The organism is Arthrobacter sp. 08Y14 (assembly GCF_002929455.1).
GTDB lineage: Bacteria > Actinomycetota > Actinomycetes > Actinomycetales > Micrococcaceae > Arthrobacter_B > Arthrobacter_B sunyaminii.
On the sequence record NZ_PJIX01000002.1, the window covers coordinates 552,711 to 569,284 of the forward strand.

General features: G+C 65.0%; 15 protein-coding genes. 10 read left to right on the forward strand and 5 right to left on the reverse strand.

What is annotated here, in order from left to right:
- The first annotated feature begins 58 nt into the window (after positions 1 to 58).
- The 3 genes from CXR03_RS09150 to CXR03_RS09160 are packed head-to-tail and all read left to right on the forward strand — an operon-like array spanning position 59 to position 3,196.
- Complete coding sequence (locus CXR03_RS09150; RefSeq protein WP_104103499.1) at positions 59 to 1,231, forward strand: acyl-CoA dehydrogenase family protein; 1,173 nt, start codon at positions 59 to 61, stop codon at positions 1,229 to 1,231.
- Positions 1,228 to 2,031, forward strand: a complete 804-nt coding sequence (locus CXR03_RS09155) for an SDR family oxidoreductase (RefSeq protein WP_104103501.1) — start codon at positions 1,228 to 1,230, stop codon at positions 2,029 to 2,031. Before CXR03_RS09150 ends, CXR03_RS09155 begins: the two co-directional genes overlap by 4 nt.
- Positions 2,032 to 2,044: 13 nt before the next feature.
- Positions 2,045 to 3,196: an acetyl-CoA C-acetyltransferase gene (locus CXR03_RS09160; RefSeq protein WP_104103502.1), complete on the forward strand. Its 1,152-nt coding sequence runs from the start codon at positions 2,045 to 2,047 to the stop codon at positions 3,194 to 3,196.
- A gap of 115 nt (positions 3,197 to 3,311) precedes the next feature.
- On the opposite strand, the gene CXR03_RS09165 is transcribed toward CXR03_RS09160, so the two are convergent.
- Genes CXR03_RS09165 through CXR03_RS09180 form a run of 4 tightly spaced genes read right to left on the reverse strand, consistent with a single transcriptional unit; the run spans position 3,312 to position 6,739 of the window.
- Positions 3,312 to 4,385 carry a nitronate monooxygenase family protein gene (locus CXR03_RS09165; protein ID WP_104103504.1) on the reverse strand — a complete coding sequence of 358 codons (1,074 nt, stop codon included), beginning with the start codon at positions 4,383 to 4,385 and terminating at the stop codon, positions 3,312 to 3,314.
- Positions 4,382 to 5,137 carry a CoA-transferase subunit beta gene (locus CXR03_RS09170; RefSeq protein WP_258073573.1) on the reverse strand — a complete coding sequence of 252 codons (756 nt, stop codon included), beginning with the start codon at positions 5,135 to 5,137 and terminating at the stop codon, positions 4,382 to 4,384. The genes CXR03_RS09165 and CXR03_RS09170 overlap by 4 nt, the downstream gene beginning before the upstream one ends.
- Positions 5,130 to 5,984, reverse strand: a complete 855-nt coding sequence (locus tag CXR03_RS09175; protein WP_219816218.1) for a CoA transferase subunit A — start codon at positions 5,982 to 5,984, stop codon at positions 5,130 to 5,132. Before CXR03_RS09175 ends, CXR03_RS09170 begins: the two co-directional genes overlap by 8 nt.
- On the reverse strand, positions 5,981 to 6,739 hold the full coding sequence (locus CXR03_RS09180) for an enoyl-CoA hydratase family protein (RefSeq protein ID WP_104103507.1): 759 nt from the start codon (positions 6,737 to 6,739) through the stop codon (positions 5,981 to 5,983). Before CXR03_RS09180 ends, CXR03_RS09175 begins: the two co-directional genes overlap by 4 nt.
- A gap of 94 nt (positions 6,740 to 6,833) precedes the next feature.
- Between CXR03_RS09180 and CXR03_RS09185 the strand changes: the two genes are divergently transcribed.
- The 5 genes from CXR03_RS09185 (at position 6,834) to CXR03_RS09205 (ending at position 11,955) form a co-directional block, all read left to right on the forward strand.
- Positions 6,834 to 7,739, forward strand: coding sequence for an SDR family oxidoreductase (locus CXR03_RS09185; protein ID WP_104103508.1), 906 nt, complete (start codon positions 6,834 to 6,836; stop codon positions 7,737 to 7,739).
- Positions 7,736 to 8,566: a MaoC/PaaZ C-terminal domain-containing protein gene (locus CXR03_RS09190; RefSeq protein ID WP_104103509.1), complete on the forward strand. Its 831-nt coding sequence runs from the start codon at positions 7,736 to 7,738 to the stop codon at positions 8,564 to 8,566. The genes CXR03_RS09185 and CXR03_RS09190 overlap by 4 nt, the downstream gene beginning before the upstream one ends.
- A gap of 154 nt (positions 8,567 to 8,720) precedes the next feature.
- On the forward strand, positions 8,721 to 9,509 hold the full coding sequence (locus CXR03_RS09195; RefSeq protein WP_104103511.1) for an electron transfer flavoprotein subunit beta/FixA family protein: 789 nt from the start codon (positions 8,721 to 8,723) through the stop codon (positions 9,507 to 9,509).
- The gene (locus CXR03_RS09200) at positions 9,506 to 10,498 is read left to right on the forward strand and encodes an electron transfer flavoprotein subunit alpha/FixB family protein (RefSeq protein WP_104103512.1); all 993 of its coding nucleotides are present in this window, start codon (positions 9,506 to 9,508) and stop codon (positions 10,496 to 10,498) included. The genes CXR03_RS09195 and CXR03_RS09200 overlap by 4 nt, the downstream gene beginning before the upstream one ends.
- A gap of 572 nt (positions 10,499 to 11,070) precedes the next feature.
- The gene (locus tag CXR03_RS09205) at positions 11,071 to 11,955 is read left to right on the forward strand and encodes a cytochrome b/b6 domain-containing protein (protein ID WP_258073574.1); all 885 of its coding nucleotides are present in this window, start codon (positions 11,071 to 11,073) and stop codon (positions 11,953 to 11,955) included.
- Positions 11,956 to 12,081: 126 nt separating this feature from the next.
- Here CXR03_RS09205 and CXR03_RS09210 read toward each other — a convergent pair whose 3' ends face one another.
- The gene (locus tag CXR03_RS09210; protein ID WP_104103513.1) at positions 12,082 to 13,914 is read right to left on the reverse strand and encodes an NAD(P)/FAD-dependent oxidoreductase; all 1,833 of its coding nucleotides are present in this window, start codon (positions 13,912 to 13,914) and stop codon (positions 12,082 to 12,084) included.
- A gap of 157 nt (positions 13,915 to 14,071) precedes the next feature.
- Between CXR03_RS09210 and CXR03_RS09215 the strand changes: the two genes are divergently transcribed.
- Together CXR03_RS09215 and CXR03_RS09220 are read left to right on the forward strand one after the other, a co-directional pair.
- Positions 14,072 to 14,572, forward strand: coding sequence for a MarR family winged helix-turn-helix transcriptional regulator (locus CXR03_RS09215; RefSeq protein ID WP_104103515.1), 501 nt, complete (start codon positions 14,072 to 14,074; stop codon positions 14,570 to 14,572).
- 300 nt (positions 14,573 to 14,872) lie between these two features.
- Positions 14,873 to 16,507 (forward strand): ribonuclease J, encoded by a 1,635-nt coding sequence (locus CXR03_RS09220; RefSeq protein WP_104103517.1) that lies wholly within the window; start codon positions 14,873 to 14,875, stop codon positions 16,505 to 16,507.
- Positions 16,508 to 16,574: the final 67 nt, after the last annotated feature.

Consider the following 16,574-nt stretch of genomic DNA (forward strand, 5'->3'; position numbering starts at 1 on the left):
CTAGCATAGGCGAAGCTCGACTTTATGACCAATGGCGGTGGGCGATGAAAGGTGTGTCGTGGATCTGAACTATTCAGCGGAGGACGAGGAGTTTCGTCAGGAGATCCGTGGCTGGCTGAAATCCAATCTTGTCGGGAAGTTTGCGCAGCTGCGCGGACTCGGCGGATCCGGCCGTGAGCACGAGGCTTTCGAGGAGCGCCTTGAGTGGAACCGCCACCTCGCCGAACACGGCTGGAGCTGTGTCAGCTGGCCGCGGGAATACGGCGGACGCGGGCTGAGCCTTCTGCAGCAGGTCATCTTCCATGAGGAGTACGCCCGGGCTGACGCCCCTGCCCGCGTCAATCACTTTGGTGAGGAACTGCTGGGACCAACACTGATTGCCTTCGGCACCAAGGAGCAGCAGGACCGTTTCCTGCCGCGCATTGTGGCGGTTGAGGATCTCTGGTGCCAGGGATATTCCGAGCCCGGTGCCGGTTCGGACCTCGCTAACGTGTCCACCAAAGCCAGGCTCGACGACGGCGGTCGGTGGGTGATCGACGGGCAGAAGGTCTGGACTTCCCTGGCGCACAATGCCAACTGGTGCTTCGTGATCGCCCGCACGGGATCCGGACCCCGCAGGCACGACGGGCTCTCGTATCTGCTGGTGCCGATGGACCAGCCCGGCGTCGAGATCCGCCCGATCCTGCAGCTGACCGGCACCTCGGAGTTCAACGAGGTGTTCTTTGACGGCGCTGTCACAAACGCGGACCTGGTGGTGGGGGAACCCGGTGCCGGCTGGTCGGTGGCGATGGGCACGCTGGGTTTTGAACGCGGCGTCTCCACCCTGGCGCAGCAGATTGCGTTCCAGCGCGAACTGGAGTCCGTCGTCGACCTGGCCCGCAATAACGGTGCCATCGATGACCCGATCATCCAGGACCGGATCGTCTCCGCACACATGGGCCTGGACATGCTGCGCCTGCACGGGCTGCGCACACTCAGCGGTGAACAGGGCATCGAAGCCTCGATCACCAAGCTCCTCTGGGCACCGTGGCACCGCTCCCTCGGTGAACTGGCCATGGCCGTTGCCGGCCCCGGCGGGCTCACTGTCGCCGAAGCTCCCTACGAACTGGACGCACTCCAGACCCTCTTCCTGTTCAGCCGCGCGGACACCCTGTACGGCGGCTCGGACGAAATCCAACGAAACGTTATCGCCGAGCGTGTGCTCGGCCTGCCGAAGGAGGCACGCGCATGATTGAATCCCGCGTCGCACAGCCCGTACCCGACTACGTCCCCGCCCACGGCCTGCTGACGGGACGCCGCGTCGTCGTCACCGCTGCGGCCGGCGCCGGAATCGGCGCAGCGGCAGCGCGCCGCTGCTTGGAAGAAGGAGCCGCCCTGGTGGTGCTCGGGGACACCCATGCCGGACGGCTGGAGTCGTCGGCAGCGGAGCTCGGTGCCGAATTCGGTGTCGAGCGCGTCCGCTGGGCGGTCTGTGACGTCACCGTGGAGGACCAGATCGAGGCCCTCCTGGATTTGGCCGAGGAAGCCGGAGGGGTTGACGTCATGATCAACAATGCCGGCCTGGGCGGCACGGTCTCCATCCTGGAAATGACAGATGACCAGTGGAGCAAGGTCCTGGACGTCACCCTGACGGGAACCTTCCGCAGCGTGCGTGCTGCGTCCCGGCGCATGGTCCGCAACGATGTAAAGGGCGTCATCATCAACAACGCCTCGGTCATCGGCTGGCGGGCACAGGAAGGCCAGGCCCACTATGCCGCAGCCAAGGCCGGGGTCATGGCACTTACCCGTTCAGTTGCCCTCGATGTGGCACCCTACGGAATCCGGGTCAACGCCGTCTCGCCGAGCCTGGCCATGCACCCGTTCCTCGCAAAGGTCACCTCGGATGAGTTGCTGGAGCAGCTCACCTCACGCGAGGCGTTTGGCCGTGCGGCCGAACCATGGGAAATCGCCAATGTCATGGTGTTCCTCGCCAGCGGCTATTCGTCCTATATGACGGGCGAAGTCGTGTCCGTCAGCAGCCAGCAAGCCTAAGGGGAGCAACCGAATGAGTACCGCATATATTGTTGACGCAGTCCGTACGCCCGGCGGCCGCAGGGGCGGATCCCTGGCCGGCATCCACTCCGCTGATCTGGGTGCGCATGTCATCACCTCGCTGGTGGAACGCACCGGAATTGATCCCGGCGCCGTTGACGACGTCATCTTCGGATGCACGGACACCGTGGGATCCCAGGCCGGCGACATTGCCCGCACCGCCTGGCTGGTCGCCGGGATGCCGGACCACGTTCCCGGCGTGACCATTGACCGGCAGTGCGGCTCCAGCCAGCAGGCCGTGCACTTTGCCGCCCAGGGCGTGATGTCGGGAACCGCGGATCTCATCGTGGCCGGCGGAGTGCAGAACATGTCGGCGATTCCCATTTCGGCCGCCATGACCCTTGGCGAGCAGTATGGGTTCACCACTCCCTTTGCGCAGTCACCGGGCTGGGTGGCACGTTATGGAACTCAGGAGGTTTCCCAGTTCCGGTCGGCCGAAATGATCGCCGAAAAGTGGAACATCTCGCGTGAGGCCATGGAAGAGTTTGCCCTGCAAAGCCACCTGCGGGCGATCGCTGCCACCGACGAGGGTCGCTTTGCCCGCGAAATCGTTCCGATCGCCGGGCTGTCCCAGGATGAGGGGCCCCGCCGCGGCACGTCGCTGGAAAAGATGGCCACTCTTCCGGTCCTGACTGAGGGAGGCCGGATCACCGCGGCAGTTGCCTCACAGATCACCGACGCCGCGAGCGCCCTGCTGATTGCCTCCGAGAGCGCACTGGCCACCCATTCGCTGACGCCCCGGGCACGGATCCACCACATTTCGGTTCGTGCCGATGACCCGGTATGGATGCTCACCGGTCCCATCCGCGCCACCGACTACGCACTCGAGCGCGCCGGCATGAAGGTTTCCGACATTGACCTCTTCGAATGCAACGAGGCCTTTGCCTCCGTGGTGCTGGCCTGGTCACAGGAACTGAACATCGAGCAGGACAAGATCAACGTCAACGGCGGCGGCATCGCCCTCGGCCATCCGATCGGCGCCACGGGCACGCGCATCATGGCCACGCTGCTCAATGAACTGGAGCGCACCGGCGGACGCTTCGGCCTGCAGGTGATGTGCGAGGGCGGCGGCCAGGCCAACGTCACCATCATCGAGCGGCTCTGAGGCGGCTCTAAGCCGGGACTGAGCCGAAGAGACATCAGCCAGGAATGACAAAAGAGGGATGCTGCAACCGAACCGGTTGCAGCATCCCTCTTTTGTTTGGGCTTGAGCTAACGGCCTAGGCGGACACCGCTGCACTGTTAGCCTTCAGGCGCTCCACGGCTTCGTCGATGATGCGGTCCACGAGTTCCTGGCAGGAGGGCAGGTCGTTGATCATCCCGACAACCTGCCCGGCGGCCAGCATTCCGGCGGTGGTGTCGCCTTCCACCACTCCGGCTTTCAGGAGCATCGGCGTGTTGGCCGCAAGCATCATCTGGCTCCAGCTCCTGCCGGTGCCGCGCTTCATGGAGATGCCGTCCTTCGCCAGGCCGAGCCAGGACTGACCGGACATCTCCTTGAACTGCACCGTCCGGCGCAGGGTCGGCAGCAGCTGGCGCAGCCGGCCGCCGTCCTCGAGTCCCTTGACGAACTCGGTGCGCAGCAGCCGGTGCGGCATGCCGTCCGCCTTGGTGGTGACCACCGTTCCGTCCAGCCCGAAGCCGAGGTAGCGCTGTTTGATGTTCTCCGGCACCGAACTGTCGCTGGTGAGCAGGAACCGGGTGCCCATGCCGATGCCGACGGCCCCGTAGGCAAGGGCCGCAGCCAGCCCGCGGCCGTCGAAAAAGCCACCGGCGGCAATCACCGGGATGTCCACGGCATCCACCACTGAGGGCAGCAGCAGTGTGGTGGGGATGGCGCCGGTGTGGCCGCCGCCTTCCCCGCCCTGCACCATCACGGCATCCGCGCCCCAGGCGGCCACCTTCTCGGCATGCCGTGCCGCGCCCACGGAGGGGATCACCACGGAGCCGTTTTCCTTCAGCTTCTCGATCAGTTCCCGCTTGGGAGCCAGGGCAAAGGAGGCTACCTTCACCCCGTACTTGATCATCAGGTTCACGCGATCCGGGGCATCGGCACCGTCCGCACGCAGGTTAACGCCGAACGGCTTGTCGGTATGGCTCTTCACTTCCACGATGGCGTGCTCAAGCTGGTCCAGCGTCATGGTGGCGGAGGCAAGGATGCCCAGGGCTCCCGCTTCTGCCGTGGCCGTGACCAGCCGGGGTCCGGCCACCCAGCCCATGCCCGTCTGCACGATCGGATGCTCGACGCCGGTGAGCTCGGTCAGGGGAGTCTTGATGCGGTTCTCGGTGCTCATGCTGGGACCTCGTCTTCTCTGCGCTTACGGGGGTCGAGAACCTCCCGGATGAGCTGAAGTTCGCGCTCATCCGGGAGGCGGGTAGTTGGCACGGTTCCCGCGGTGTGCAGCGGGAACCCGGTGGCAGCCTGGATCTCGTCGAAGCTGACGCCGGGATGCGCGGACACCACGGCCATGCCGCCGTCCGGAGCGCTGAAATCGAAGACACCAAGATTCGTCACGACGCGATGCAGCCGGTGGAACCGGGAAGCTGCCGGGCCGGCGGCAGACGCCCTGTCATTTCCGACGCCGGTCACAAAATCAACGCTCTCTACGAAGGTCCGGCGGCTGTGGCGGGCAATCCAATAACTGGTCGTGTGGTTGACGGTGTTCGTTGCAGCGGCCCTGGTCCCCAGCAGCTGCCTGGCGGGTTTGGCATGGTCCCCAATCACCGACAGATTCTGGTTGCCCATCCGGTCAATCTGCGCGCCGCCCATCACCACATGGCGGCGGCCTGCCGCGATCAGTTCGAACAGCTCCCGATACGGCAGGTAGCCGGCCGAGACGGTACTTGGCCGGTCGACGGCGGGGACGTCGCCAAGGATTGTGGATTCTCCGTCGCTGATCATCAGGTCGGGTGCATGAGTGAGCAGCGCCAGCCGCACGCCGACGGTGGGCACGATCCCGGCGGGGCTGGCCAGGATCTCCGCCTGGCCGCGGAACAGGTCGCTGCAGGCTGCAACGGCCACTTCGGCCGTGGTGATCTCACGCATTGCCCACCTCCGCATTCGCCCGGTAGGCGTCGTCGTCGACGTCGAGATACCTGGCACGGAATTGCTGCCACGCCGGTGCTGATGTTGCGGCCTGTGCATATTCTCGCTGGAAAGCTTCGTCCCGCTCATAATCCGGCAGGCATGAGGTGAAGTGCGCGCCGCGGGGGAGCTCGACGACGTGATCCACCATGGTGCGGTTCAGCAGCAGCGTGGACGGATGTGCGTCCCGGGTGAGCTCCACCGTCGAAACCACGGCCTCCGCGCTCACCACGGTGCGCGACGCCGCCCGCGCGAACAGGTCGTCAAAGTACGGGTCAGGACCCAGGCACGCGGCGTTGCCGAATTCATCGGCACGGTTCAGGTGCACCAGGGCCAGGTCAAGATGAATCGCGGGCATGGCCACGAGTTCCTCACCGTCGTCGTAGGGCGAGGTGACGGTGCGGATCTGCGGATTGCCGGCCAGGGCATCCGATCCCAGTCCGGAGCGCGTCACCTCAAAAGGAAGCCGGCGCCCGGCGGCACGAAGCCCGGAGACCAGCAGGGATTCGTCCAGTTCGACGACGTCGACGCCGCCCGCCTGCCGGGCAGCCGCGAAATGCGGCTCGACGGCTATGGAGTCGAGGGTGGCAAACCCAAACACCACGCGTTTGGCCTGCCCGGTGGCACAAAGCACCCCCACATCCGGACCGCCGAAGCTGACAACGGTGAGGCCGCGCACGCCGGAACGGACCAGTGCGCGCACCAGGGCCATGGGCTTTCGCCGCGACCCCCAGCCGCCGATGCCGATGGTCATTCCGTCGCTGAACAGCCCGGGGACGTCCTCAGCCCCGAGGACTTTGCTGCTCACTCGGCGGAGGATGGCGCCGTGGCGACGAAGTCGTCGCGCAGTTCATCGGCAACACCCCGAAGGTTGAGCTCAAAGGTGAAACCTTGTTCCCAGCGGTAGCTCTTCACCACGTCCACCGGGTCGATGCCGTTCAGGGCTTCCTTCGCGGCACGGATCACCCGGGTGTCCTTGGACGCGATTTCATCGGCAATGGCAAAGGCCGCTTCATCGAGTTGGCCGGCGGGAACCACCTGGGCAACACTGCCGAATTCGGCCAGGCGCTGCGCAGTGATCGTGCGGCTGGTGAAGTAGAGCGTGCGCAGCAGGTGAGCCGGAACCAGGCGCGAAAGGTGGGTTGCCGCGCCAAGTGCGCCGCGGTCAACTTCCGGGACGCCAAAGTAGGCGTCCTCGGTGGCCACGATGACGTCGGCGCTTCCGGCCAGGCCCACTCCGCCTCCCAGGCAAAAGCCGTTGACCGCGGCAATGACGGGAACCGGGCACTCGTAAATCGCTTTGAAGGCGAGATAGCAGCCCCGGTTTGCCGCGAGGATCGCATCGAATCCCTCCGTTGCCTGCATTTCCTTGATGTCGACGCCCGCATTGAAGCCGCGCCCGTCAGCCCGCAGGACCACCACGCGCGTGTCCGGATCCTCGCCGGCCGCCTGGATTGCCTCGGCGACAGCGAACCACCCGGCAACGGGCAGCGCATTCACCGGGGGATAGCTCATTGTTACCGCACGCACGCCGTCGTGGTGCATCTTCGATGTAATTGACATCCTGTACCTACCTAACGTTTGCTTGATACCCTAGCATTTGCTTGGTACACGGTACACTCCAGGCACCGCAACAATCTCAAAGGAGAGCAAAGACATGACCGGCATCTGTGAAGGACGAGTCGCCATCGTGACCGGGGCAGGCCGCGGCCTGGGACGTGAACACGCCCTTGAACTCGCACGCCAGGGCGCCAAGGTTGTCGTCAATGACCTCGGCACCACCCTCAACGGCGTCCAGGAAGCCTCCGGCCCGGCCCACGACATCGTTGCCCTGATCCGGGCCGAAGGCGGAGAAGCTGTGGCCAACGGTGCCGACGTTGCGGATTTCGAGCAGGCCGCCGGACTGGTTCGGCAGGCTATTGAGACTTTCGGCCGCTTGGATGTCCTGGTGAACAACGCCGGATTTGTGCGGGACCGCATGCTGGTGAACACCTCGGAAGAGGAATGGGACGCGGTGATCCGCGTGCACCTCAAGGGTCATTTTGCGCCGCTGCGCCACGCAGCCGAATACTGGCGCGGGGAGGCCAAAGCCGGACGGACGCCGGATGCCCGCGTCATCAACACCTCCTCCGGTGCAGGACTGCAGGGCAGTGTTGGGCAGGCGAGCTACTCGGCTGCAAAGGCCGGCATCGCCGGACTGACGCTCGTGGCCGCACACGAGCTGGGCCGTTACGGCGTCACCGTGAACGCCATTGCCCCCTCAGCACGTACCCGGATGACCGAAGGGGCGTTTGCCGAAGCGATGGCGGTTCCCGAAAGCGGTTTTGACGCAATGAACCCGGCAAATGTTTCCCCCGTCGTGGCATGGCTTGCCAGCGGCTCTTCCGCGGCAGTCACCGGCCGCGTCATTGAGATTGAAGGCGGCCGGATCTGCATCGAGGAGGGCTGGAACCACGGTCCTGCAATCGATGCGGGCGAGCGCTGGGAGGCCGCGGCTGCCGGCGAAGCCATTGAAAAACTGCTTGTCGACGCCGCCGTGCCCGAAGGGGTGTACGGGGCATGAGCGCACAGACGCGGGCCGAGGAAATCCCCACTCCGGATCGCCGGGAAACGGCGGACGCATGGGCAGGGCGCTTCCTGGGAGAGCGCACCCTTGGCTACTCCGAGACCGATGCGATCCTCTACGCCCTGGCGGTCGGCGCTCCCGCCAGCGAACTCGACCTTGTCTTTGAGGACCGGCTGCGCGTCCTTCCCTCATTCGGCCTGACCCTGGCCCAGTGGGCACCCGACGTGTTGGCCGGGCAGGGCGCCTTCGACAACCGCGCCGTCCACGGTTCCCAGGAATTGACGGTCCTCAAGGCGCTTCCGCGTTCCGGCGAGCTCACGCTGACCGCCCGGGTGGGCGAGGTATGGGACAAGGGCTCGGCGGCCGTCTTCAATGTGCTCGTGGAGTGTGACTATTTTGTGGCCACCTGGAGCATCTTCGCGCCGGGAACCGGCGGTTACGGCGGGGACCGAGGCCCCGGACGCGCCCCGGCACCGCACGGTGAGCCCGCCGGCACCGCAGGTTTTCAGTCCAGCCTCAACCAGGCCGCTCTGTACCGCCTGCTCGGGGACCGGCACCATATCCACATCGATCCGCAGGCTGCACGGCGCATTGGCCAGGACCGTCCGATCCTGCACGGGCTTGCCTCACTGGCTGCGGCAACACTGCCGCTGGCAGGAATGGCCGGAGCCCACCCGGCGGACCTCGTCCAGCTGGCGGGCCGGTTTTCCGGCGTCGTCTTTCCCGGCGATGAGATGACTGTCCGGGCGTGGGACGACGGACGATTCGACGCCCTGGTGGGGGACAAGCCCGTCATCAGCGATGGATTGGCGGTGTTCCGGTGACGGTGGAGGGCCACGGAATAATCAAGGGGTATGACCCCGATCACAAAGAATTGGCCGGTCTGCGATACGATCGCGGCGACGTCTGCCGAACGGTGACTGAGGTCTCAAAGGCCTTCAACAAGGAGTCGTTGACGACGATGCGAGAGGGAAAATGATGAAGATTATCGTTCTAATGAAAGAGGTTCCGGATACCTGGGGGGACCGCACCCTGAATCTGGAGACCGGCCTGCTGGAGCGGGCCGGAAGCGAATTGGTGCTTGATGAGATCACCGAACGTGCACTCGAGGTTGCACTGACGCACCGCGACAGCCATAAAGACGCCGAGGTGGTCCTGCTCGCCGTCGGCCCGTCAACAGTGCCCGCCAGCCTGCGCAAGGGGCTGGCGATGGGAGCGGACCGCGCCGTCCATGTACAGGACGACGCGTTGCTGGGCGCAGACATGACCCTCACTGCCGAGGTGCTCGCTGCAGCTGTCCGGCAGATCGGCTTTGATCTGGTCATCGCAGGCAACATTTCGACCGACGGCGGAGGCGGCGTTCTGCCGTCGATGATTGCCGAACTGCTCGGCGTCGCCGGCCTTACTTCCCTCAGCACCGTAGAGATCAGCGATTCCGCTGTTGCCGGGCGCAGGAATATTGAATCGGGAACGTTTGAAGTAAGTGCCGCACTTCCTGCGGTTATCTCGATCACTGAAGCACTTCCGGATGCCCGCTTCTCCAACTTCAAGGGCATCATGGCTGCGAAGAAGAAGCCGTTTGAAACTCGAACCCTCGCGGATCTGGGTCTGGCCCCCGATGAGTCCGCCTCGCGGTCCATCATCCTGGCTGTGGCCGAGCGTCCGGCACGCACGGCCGGCATCAAGATTGAAGACGACGGCGACGCCGGCCAGCAGCTGGCCGATTTCCTCACCCAGAACCAACTCATCAAAGGACGCTCAGAATGACCGGCTACCCCAGTGACTCCGTACTCGTGCTTGTTGACGTTGCGCCGTCGGGCAAGCTCCGCTCCAGCGCAGCAGAAGTAATCGGTGCGGCTTCAGCGGTAGGCACGCCTGTTGTGCTTGCCGTTGCGGCCCCCGGGAGCGCAGACCTCATCGGTGCCGAACTGGCCGCTCTTGGTGCGGCGCACGTCCTGGTTGCTGAATCCGACGAGCTCGCCACGGCCATGGTTTCCCCCGTGGTTGATGCGCTCAGTGCAGCGGCAGCTGCTGTCGCTCCCGAAGCCGTGCTGGTTTCCAACTCCATCCAGGCCCGTGATGCCGCAGCACGCTTCGCAGCCCGTTCCGGTTCCGCACTGGCGGCGGATGCGGTTGGGGTTTCGCGTGATGAAGAGGGCATCGTTGCCCACCATTCGGTCTACGGCGGGGCCTACTCCGTGGATTCCGCAGTAACCGCCGGAACCCTGGTCATCACGCTCCGGCAGGGCTCTTCCAGCGTCCGGGCCGAGGCGAAGGAAGCGAGCATCGAGCTGCTTTCGGTCCAGGCATCCGGTGTGCCCGACGGCGTCATTTCCAGTTATGAGGAAACCGCCGTCGCTTCCGCCCGGCCGGAGCTGCGCGGTGCAGACGTAGTGGTTTCCGGAGGCCGCGGCCTGGGTTCCATTGAGAACTTTGCGCTGGTCGAGGAGCTGGCCGATGCACTGGGCGGGGCCATCGGTGCCTCGCGCGCGGCCGTGGACGCCGGCTACGTGCCGCAAACCTCGCAGGTTGGACAGACCGGGGTGACCGTTGCCCCGCAGCTTTACATTGCGCTCGGCATCTCCGGTGCCATCCAGCACCGCGCCGGCATGCAAACCGCCAAAACCATCGTCGCGATCAATAAGGACGCGGATGCGCCCATCTTTGAGATTGCCGACTTTGGCGTGGTGGGGGATCTGTTCACTGTTGTGCCACAGCTGGTGAAGGCCATCGAAGCGAAACGGGCGGCAGTTTGACAAGACAGGGCCTGCCCCGGACTCCCGGGGCGGGCCCGGCCACGGAACAGAGTGAGAAGCGGGCTGCACAGGATCCCGCATCCAACGGGTCTGTGCCGGCTGAAACTGTGCCGGACGAAGCGGCACCGGCCGAAGCGGCGTCCAGCGGATCCGTCGCTCCGGCGGCTGCAGCACCGCAGGCCAAGCCTGCCGGCCGTCGGCAGGGACTGCCGCGTCCCGGCGCTAATGCCCAGCCCGCTGGACCTGCTGCCCAACCCGCTGCAGTCCAACCGGCAGCCCCGGAGACGTCTGCAGCCAGCCCGGCAAGGACTGCTGCGGCTCCGGCCGCAACACCGGCTAAGCCCGGCCGGCGCCAGGGCATGCCGCGTCCGGCCGCCGGTACGTCGCCTGCCGCACCCGCAGCGGGCACAACCCCACCTTCAGCAGCTTCATCTGAGGCAACCGCACCGGCACGCGGTACCCGCACCGGATTAGCAGCTGGCGACGCCCCGGCAAAGGCTGCGGCACCCGCACAGGCCGCTGCGTCGGCCACGGCACCTGCGCCCGCCAAGCCGTCGTCAAGTTCTGCCCCCGTGCGCAGCCGGCTTGGCAAAGCGGGCATGGCGGCGGTGGGGCTTCTCGTCTTGTTTGGTGCGGCCGTGCTGCTGGCACGATGGCTGGTAACCCTCGAGTCGGTACAGGGCTTCCTTGACCGTTATCCGGGGGAGAGCCACCTGCCGGCCGGGGCACCCGTGGGGTTGCCGGCCTGGCTGGGATGGCAGCACTTCTTCAACGTTTTCCTCATGGTCCTGATCATCCGGTCAGGATGGCAGGTCCGCACCCAGCGCAAGCCGCCGGCGTCGTGGACCCCGCGGCGGGGGAAAAACCCGAAGAAGATCAGCATCACCCTCTGGCTGCACCAGTCACTGGACCTTTTGTGGCTGGTCAACGGAGGCATCTTCATAGTGCTGCTCGCGGTCACCGGCCAGTGGATGCGGGTTGTTCCAACCAGCTGGGACGTGTTCCCGAACGCGCTCTCGGCGGGCCTGCAGTATCTCTCGCTGGATTGGCCCACGGAGAACGGCTGGGTCAACTACAACAGCCTGCAGGTTCTGGCCTACTTCGTCACCATCTTCATCGCGGCTCCGCTGGCGGCGCTGAGCGGGTACCGCATGTCCAACCTGTGGCCGGCAAAGGCCAAGGGGCTGAGCAAGGTCTACCCGGTTGAGGTGGCACGGGCGATTCACTTCCCCGTGATGCTGTACTTCGTGGGGTTCATCATTGTGCACGTCGCACTGGTGCTGTCCACCGGTGCACTGCGGAATCTGAACCACATGTACGGTGCCCAGGATGCGGTCAACTGGTTCGGGTTCTGGATGTTCTTTGCGTCGCTGCTGGTGATAGCCGGGGGCTGGTTCGCAGCCCGCCCCCTGGTTCTTGCACCCATCGCCTCCCTCTTCGGGAAGGTCGGACGCTAGCTTCACGCAACCGGGCAGAACAACCCACTCGGGGAAGACCTCCGGTCAGCGGCTGTACGGCCGCCGGCCGGAGGTCTTGTTTTGCCCCGCCGGCAGAGCTGCGGGCTTACACCTTCTGAGGCGGGCTTACACCTTCTGAGTCTCCCCGACGGCCAGCACCCGGGAGATTTCTTCGGTCCGCCACCGGCGCAGCAGGCGGTGGAAGGCCACCGGACCCGGCCCGTAGGAGAAGCTGACGGGCGGGGGATTCCCCTCGCGGTTGTAGTAGCCCGGGGTGCATTCGGCTTGGAACTTCCGGTTATCCAGCGACGTTTCCCGGATGGTCCGGCACCACGCATCTTCCGCTTCCGCCGTCGGCTCGATGAAGGCGGCTCCGGTCTCGCGCCCCTTGGCGATGACGGCTGCAATGTGGTTTGCCTGCTCCGCCAGAATGTGGACAAAGTTCACCGAGTTTGCGTTCTGCGCCGACCCCAGATGGAACAGGTTCGGGAAGCCGTGGGTGTAGAAGCCGTGCAGGGTTCGGGGTCCCCGGCTCCACGCTTCCAGCAGTGTCTGTCCGTCGCGGCCGGTTACCGGCAGAGCCCCCGAGGTCACCCCGGAGACGCCGACGTCGAAGCCCGTGGCGAAGATGACGCAGTCCACCTCGTACTCTTTATCCCCCACCACAATGGACGTCTCGGTCATGCGGGTGATCCCGCCGGTGTCCGCTGTGTCCACCAGTGTGACGTTCGGAAGGTTGAAGGACTGCAAATAGGTATCGCTGAAGGTTGGCCGCTTGCACATGTAGCGGTACCACGGCTTCAGCATCTGCGCTGTGGCGGGGTCGTTCACCACCTCATCCACCCGGGCGCGAATCTGATTCATCTTGGCGAAGTCCAGCACTTCATCCTGCCGCTCCCGTTCCGCAGCGGAGACCGTCCGGTCCACAGCGCCGCTGATCATTTTGCGGTGCAGCTGCGGCACAGAGGTCCACCCGTCGCGGACCAGGTCCTGTTCCACCGACTCTCCGGAGACCACGGCAAGGAAGTTCTCCATGCGCTCCTGCTGCCAGCCCGGGGTCAGTGATTCTGCCCAAGCAGGATCCGTGGGGCGGTTGTCCCTGACATCCACGGAGGACGGTGTGCGCTGGAAGACCAGCAGCTCCCCGGCGTCGCGGGCCACCATGGGCACCACCTGGATGCCGGTTGCTCCGGTGCCAACCACGGCAACCTTCTTGTCCGCCAGTTTGTGCAGGTCGCCGAACTGATCTCCGCCGGTGTATCCGTAGTCCCACCGGCTGGTGTGGAAGGTGTGTCCCTTGAAGGAATCGACCCCGGGGATGCCCGGAAGCTTGGGCTGGGTGAGGGTCCCGGAAGAGGTGATCACGTGCCGGGCACGCATCCGGTCTCCGCGGTCTGTTTCAACTGTCCATGCCAGGGCATCGGCGTCCCACGCCAGACTGGTGACCCGGGTATGAAAGAGGGCGTCGCGGTACAGGTTGAACTTTTCCGCAATTGCCACCGCGTGCCTGCGGATTTCCTCGCCGGGCGCGTACCGCTCACTGGGCATCGTGCCGACTTCCTCCAGCAGCGGCATGTACACATACGATTCAATGTCACAGCGTATTCCGGGGTAGCGGTTCCAGTACCAGGTTCCGCCGAAATCGCCCGCTTCATCCAGCATGCGGAGACTTTCGATTCCGGCCTGCCGCAGGCGCACACCCGTGAGCAGTCCGCCGAATCCACCGCCGATCACCAGCACTTCAACGGCATCGTTCAACGGCGCCCGCTCGCGGCGCCCGGTGTACGGATCGGTGGCGTAGTAACCGAAGGTGCCGGTGGCCGGCTGGTACTGGGCGGCGCCGTCGGGCCTGATCCTCCGGTCACGTTCGGCTTTGTAGCGTGCCCGCAGCGCGTCGACGTCCAAGCCTTCGCGCAGCAGTTCTTTTGAGACATCTTGGACAGGGTCATGCGTGCTCATCTGGAGTCCTAACGTTGCATGAGAGCATTCCCGGCAGGGCCCCCAGCCCGTCGCCGGAACGCCGTTTTATAACAACCACGTCAAAATGGTTAGGACTACCCTAACCATTTGGGCTGGATGTTTCCTGATTCGTCCAGCGGCGAACTACGGTGAGGACATGACCGACGGAAGTGATGCCCGGCAGGAACGCCGGCGGCTGGTCCGCAGCCTTGAGAATCTCGGGTCCGCCTTCCAGGCAACCACGCTTCCCGTGCTGCTTGACTCGCTCCTCTCCACGGAACTGACCATCCAGCAACTCAAGGTGCTGGCAGTGCTGGCCACCACCGAGAACGGCGCCACCGGCCGGGGTCTGGCCGACACCTTTGGGGTGTCCCTGGCCTCCATGTCCGGACTGGTTGACCGCCTCGTGGCCCAGGGGGCTGCTGTCCGTTCCCAGGATGAAGCGGACGGGCGTGTGCGCCGGGTCCGGGCCACGCCGCTGGGGCTGGCACTCGTGCGGCGCCTCATGTCCGCCCGGCCTGAGCTAAGCGCGGATATCCTTGACCGCCTGCCGCTGGAGGACCTTCGCGCCCTGGAGCAGGGGATGCGTGCCGTCCACCGCTGTTCCTTTCCGGACCCTGCGACGGACCCTGCGACGGGCCTCGAGCCGCCGCCGTGATTTAGCCAATGCGGTAAAGCCGCAAGATAATGAGATGATAAGAGATGTCCATAGGTTTTGGACCACTTCGCCCGTATGGCCCCCGTCCGCTCAGCTACACACCGGCGGCGGCCTGAGGCCCAGAATGCGCACGGTTGCGCGGGCCCGGCGGAGTCGGCTCTGAAACGGACCCAAGACCTTTTGGCGCAGCAGCACAGTGCTGCAGCGCCCCAGCAAAACCCGTACCCGACGAAAGAAACTCCATCCGTGAATAGAACACCTGCCGCACTGAAAGCCCCCCGGGAACTCGCCAATGGAACCATGCGCATTGTTGCGCTGGGTGGTATCGGTGAAATCGGCAGAAACATGACCGTCTTCGAATTTGACGGCAAGCTGCTGATTGTTGACTGCGGCGTGCTTTTCCCCGAGGAAATCCATCCCGGCGTCAACCTGATCCTGCCTGATTTCTCCTACATCCGTGACCGCCTGGATGACGTTGTGGGCGTTGTCCTGACCCATGGCCACGAAGACCACATTGGTGGTGTCCCGTACCTGCTGCGCGAACGCGCTGACATTCCCCTGATTGGTTCCAAGCTGACGCTGGCGTTTGTGGAAGCCAAGCTCAAAGAACACCGCATTACCCCGAAGCTGATCCAGGTCAAGGAAGGCGACCGCCGCACCATGGGCGGATTCGACCTGGAATTCGTGGCCGTCAACCACTCCATCCCGGACAGCCTGGCCGTTGCCATCCGCACTCCGGCCGGCATGGTCCTGCACACCGGTGACTTCAAGATGGACCAGTTCCCGCTGGACCGCCGCATCACCGACCTCGCGGGCTTCGCCCGGCTTGGCGCCGAAGGCGTGGACCTGTTCCTCACCGACTCCACCAACGCCGACGTTCCCGGCTTCATGGCCTCGGAAAAGGAACTTGCTCCCGCCATCGACCAGGTGTTCCGCACCGCGCCGCGCCGGATCATTGTCTCCAGCTTCGCCAGCCACATCCACCGCATCCAGCAGGTCATCGACGCTGCCGACCGCTACAAGCGCAAGGTGGCGTTTGTGGGCCGCTCGATGGTCCGCAACATGACGATCGCCGAAGAGCTGGGCTACCTGAACATCCCCAAGGGCCTCCTGGTGGACTTCAAGGCGCTGCAGCGCTCGGATGACCACAAGGTGGTGCTGATCTGCACCGGTTCGCAGGGCGAGCCGCTGGCTGCACTGTCCCGCATGGCCAACAAGGACCACGCGATCCGCATCCACGAGGGCGACACCGTCCTGCTGGCCAGCTCGCTGATTCCGGGTAATGAGAACGCCATCTACGGCGTCATCAACTCCCTGACCAAACTGGGCGCCAATGTGGTGCACAAGGGCAACGCCAAGGTCCACGTTTCAGGCCACGCCAGCGCCGGTGAACTGGCGTACTGCTACAACATCGTCAAGCCGCGCAACGTCATGCCGGTCCACGGCGAATGGCGCCATCTGAAGGCCAACGCAGCCATCGCCGTCGCCACCGGCATGGACCCGCGCGACGTCGTTATCGCCGAAGACGGCGTGACAGTTGACCTGCGCCGCGGCCGTGCCACGGTTTCGGGCAAGATCCCCGTGGGACTGGTGTTCGTGGACGGCGACAGCGTCGGCCACACCACCGAGGATGACCTCAAGGAGCGCATGCAGCTCTCCGAGCAGGGTTCCGTCACGGTCCTGGCGCTCATCGATCCGGACACCAACACGGTGGCCGAGCCGCCGGAGCTCTTCATCAAGGGCTTCGCCTGCAGCCCCGGTGATATCAAGAAGGCTGAAGCCGCCATCGAGAAGGCCATCAACGACGCCGCCGGCCGCGGCCGCGGTGGCCGCAGCGAGGACCCCGAGGCGATCATCGAGCGCGCCACGGCAAACTGGATGCGCCGCTTCTACAACCGCACGCCGGCCATCACGGCCATTGTTGTGGATGCCTAAAGCAGCAGCTTTCCCTCAGCGGTAGCTGAAGGGAAACGAAGGAGGGGACGGTGTCGGACGACGACGC

Coding starts and splice junctions, on each gene's coding strand:
- CXR03_RS09200 (WP_104103512.1), top strand. CDS start 9,506: ATGACCGGCTACCCCAGTGACTCCGTACTCGTGCTTGTTGACGTTGCG.
- CXR03_RS09170 (WP_258073573.1), bottom strand. CDS start 5,137: ATGCGTGAGATCACCACGGCCGAAGTGGCCGTTGCAGCCTGCAGCGAC.
- CXR03_RS09190 (WP_104103509.1), top strand. CDS start 7,736: ATGAGCGCACAGACGCGGGCCGAGGAAATCCCCACTCCGGATCGCCGG.
- CXR03_RS09155 (WP_104103501.1), top strand. CDS start 1,228: ATGATTGAATCCCGCGTCGCACAGCCCGTACCCGACTACGTCCCCGCC.
- CXR03_RS09180 (WP_104103507.1), bottom strand. CDS start 6,739: ATGTCAATTACATCGAAGATGCACCACGACGGCGTGCGTGCGGTAACA.
- CXR03_RS09185 (WP_104103508.1), top strand. CDS start 6,834: ATGACCGGCATCTGTGAAGGACGAGTCGCCATCGTGACCGGGGCAGGC.
- CXR03_RS09165 (WP_104103504.1), bottom strand. CDS start 4,385: ATGAGCACCGAGAACCGCATCAAGACTCCCCTGACCGAGCTCACCGGC.
- CXR03_RS09160 (WP_104103502.1), top strand. CDS start 2,045: ATGAGTACCGCATATATTGTTGACGCAGTCCGTACGCCCGGCGGCCGC.
- CXR03_RS09210 (WP_104103513.1), bottom strand. CDS start 13,914: ATGAGCACGCATGACCCTGTCCAAGATGTCTCAAAAGAACTGCTGCGC.
- CXR03_RS09220 (WP_104103517.1), top strand. CDS start 14,873: ATGCGCATTGTTGCGCTGGGTGGTATCGGTGAAATCGGCAGAAACATG.
- CXR03_RS09215 (WP_104103515.1), top strand. CDS start 14,072: ATGACCGACGGAAGTGATGCCCGGCAGGAACGCCGGCGGCTGGTCCGC.
- CXR03_RS09195 (WP_104103511.1), top strand. CDS start 8,721: ATGAAGATTATCGTTCTAATGAAAGAGGTTCCGGATACCTGGGGGGAC.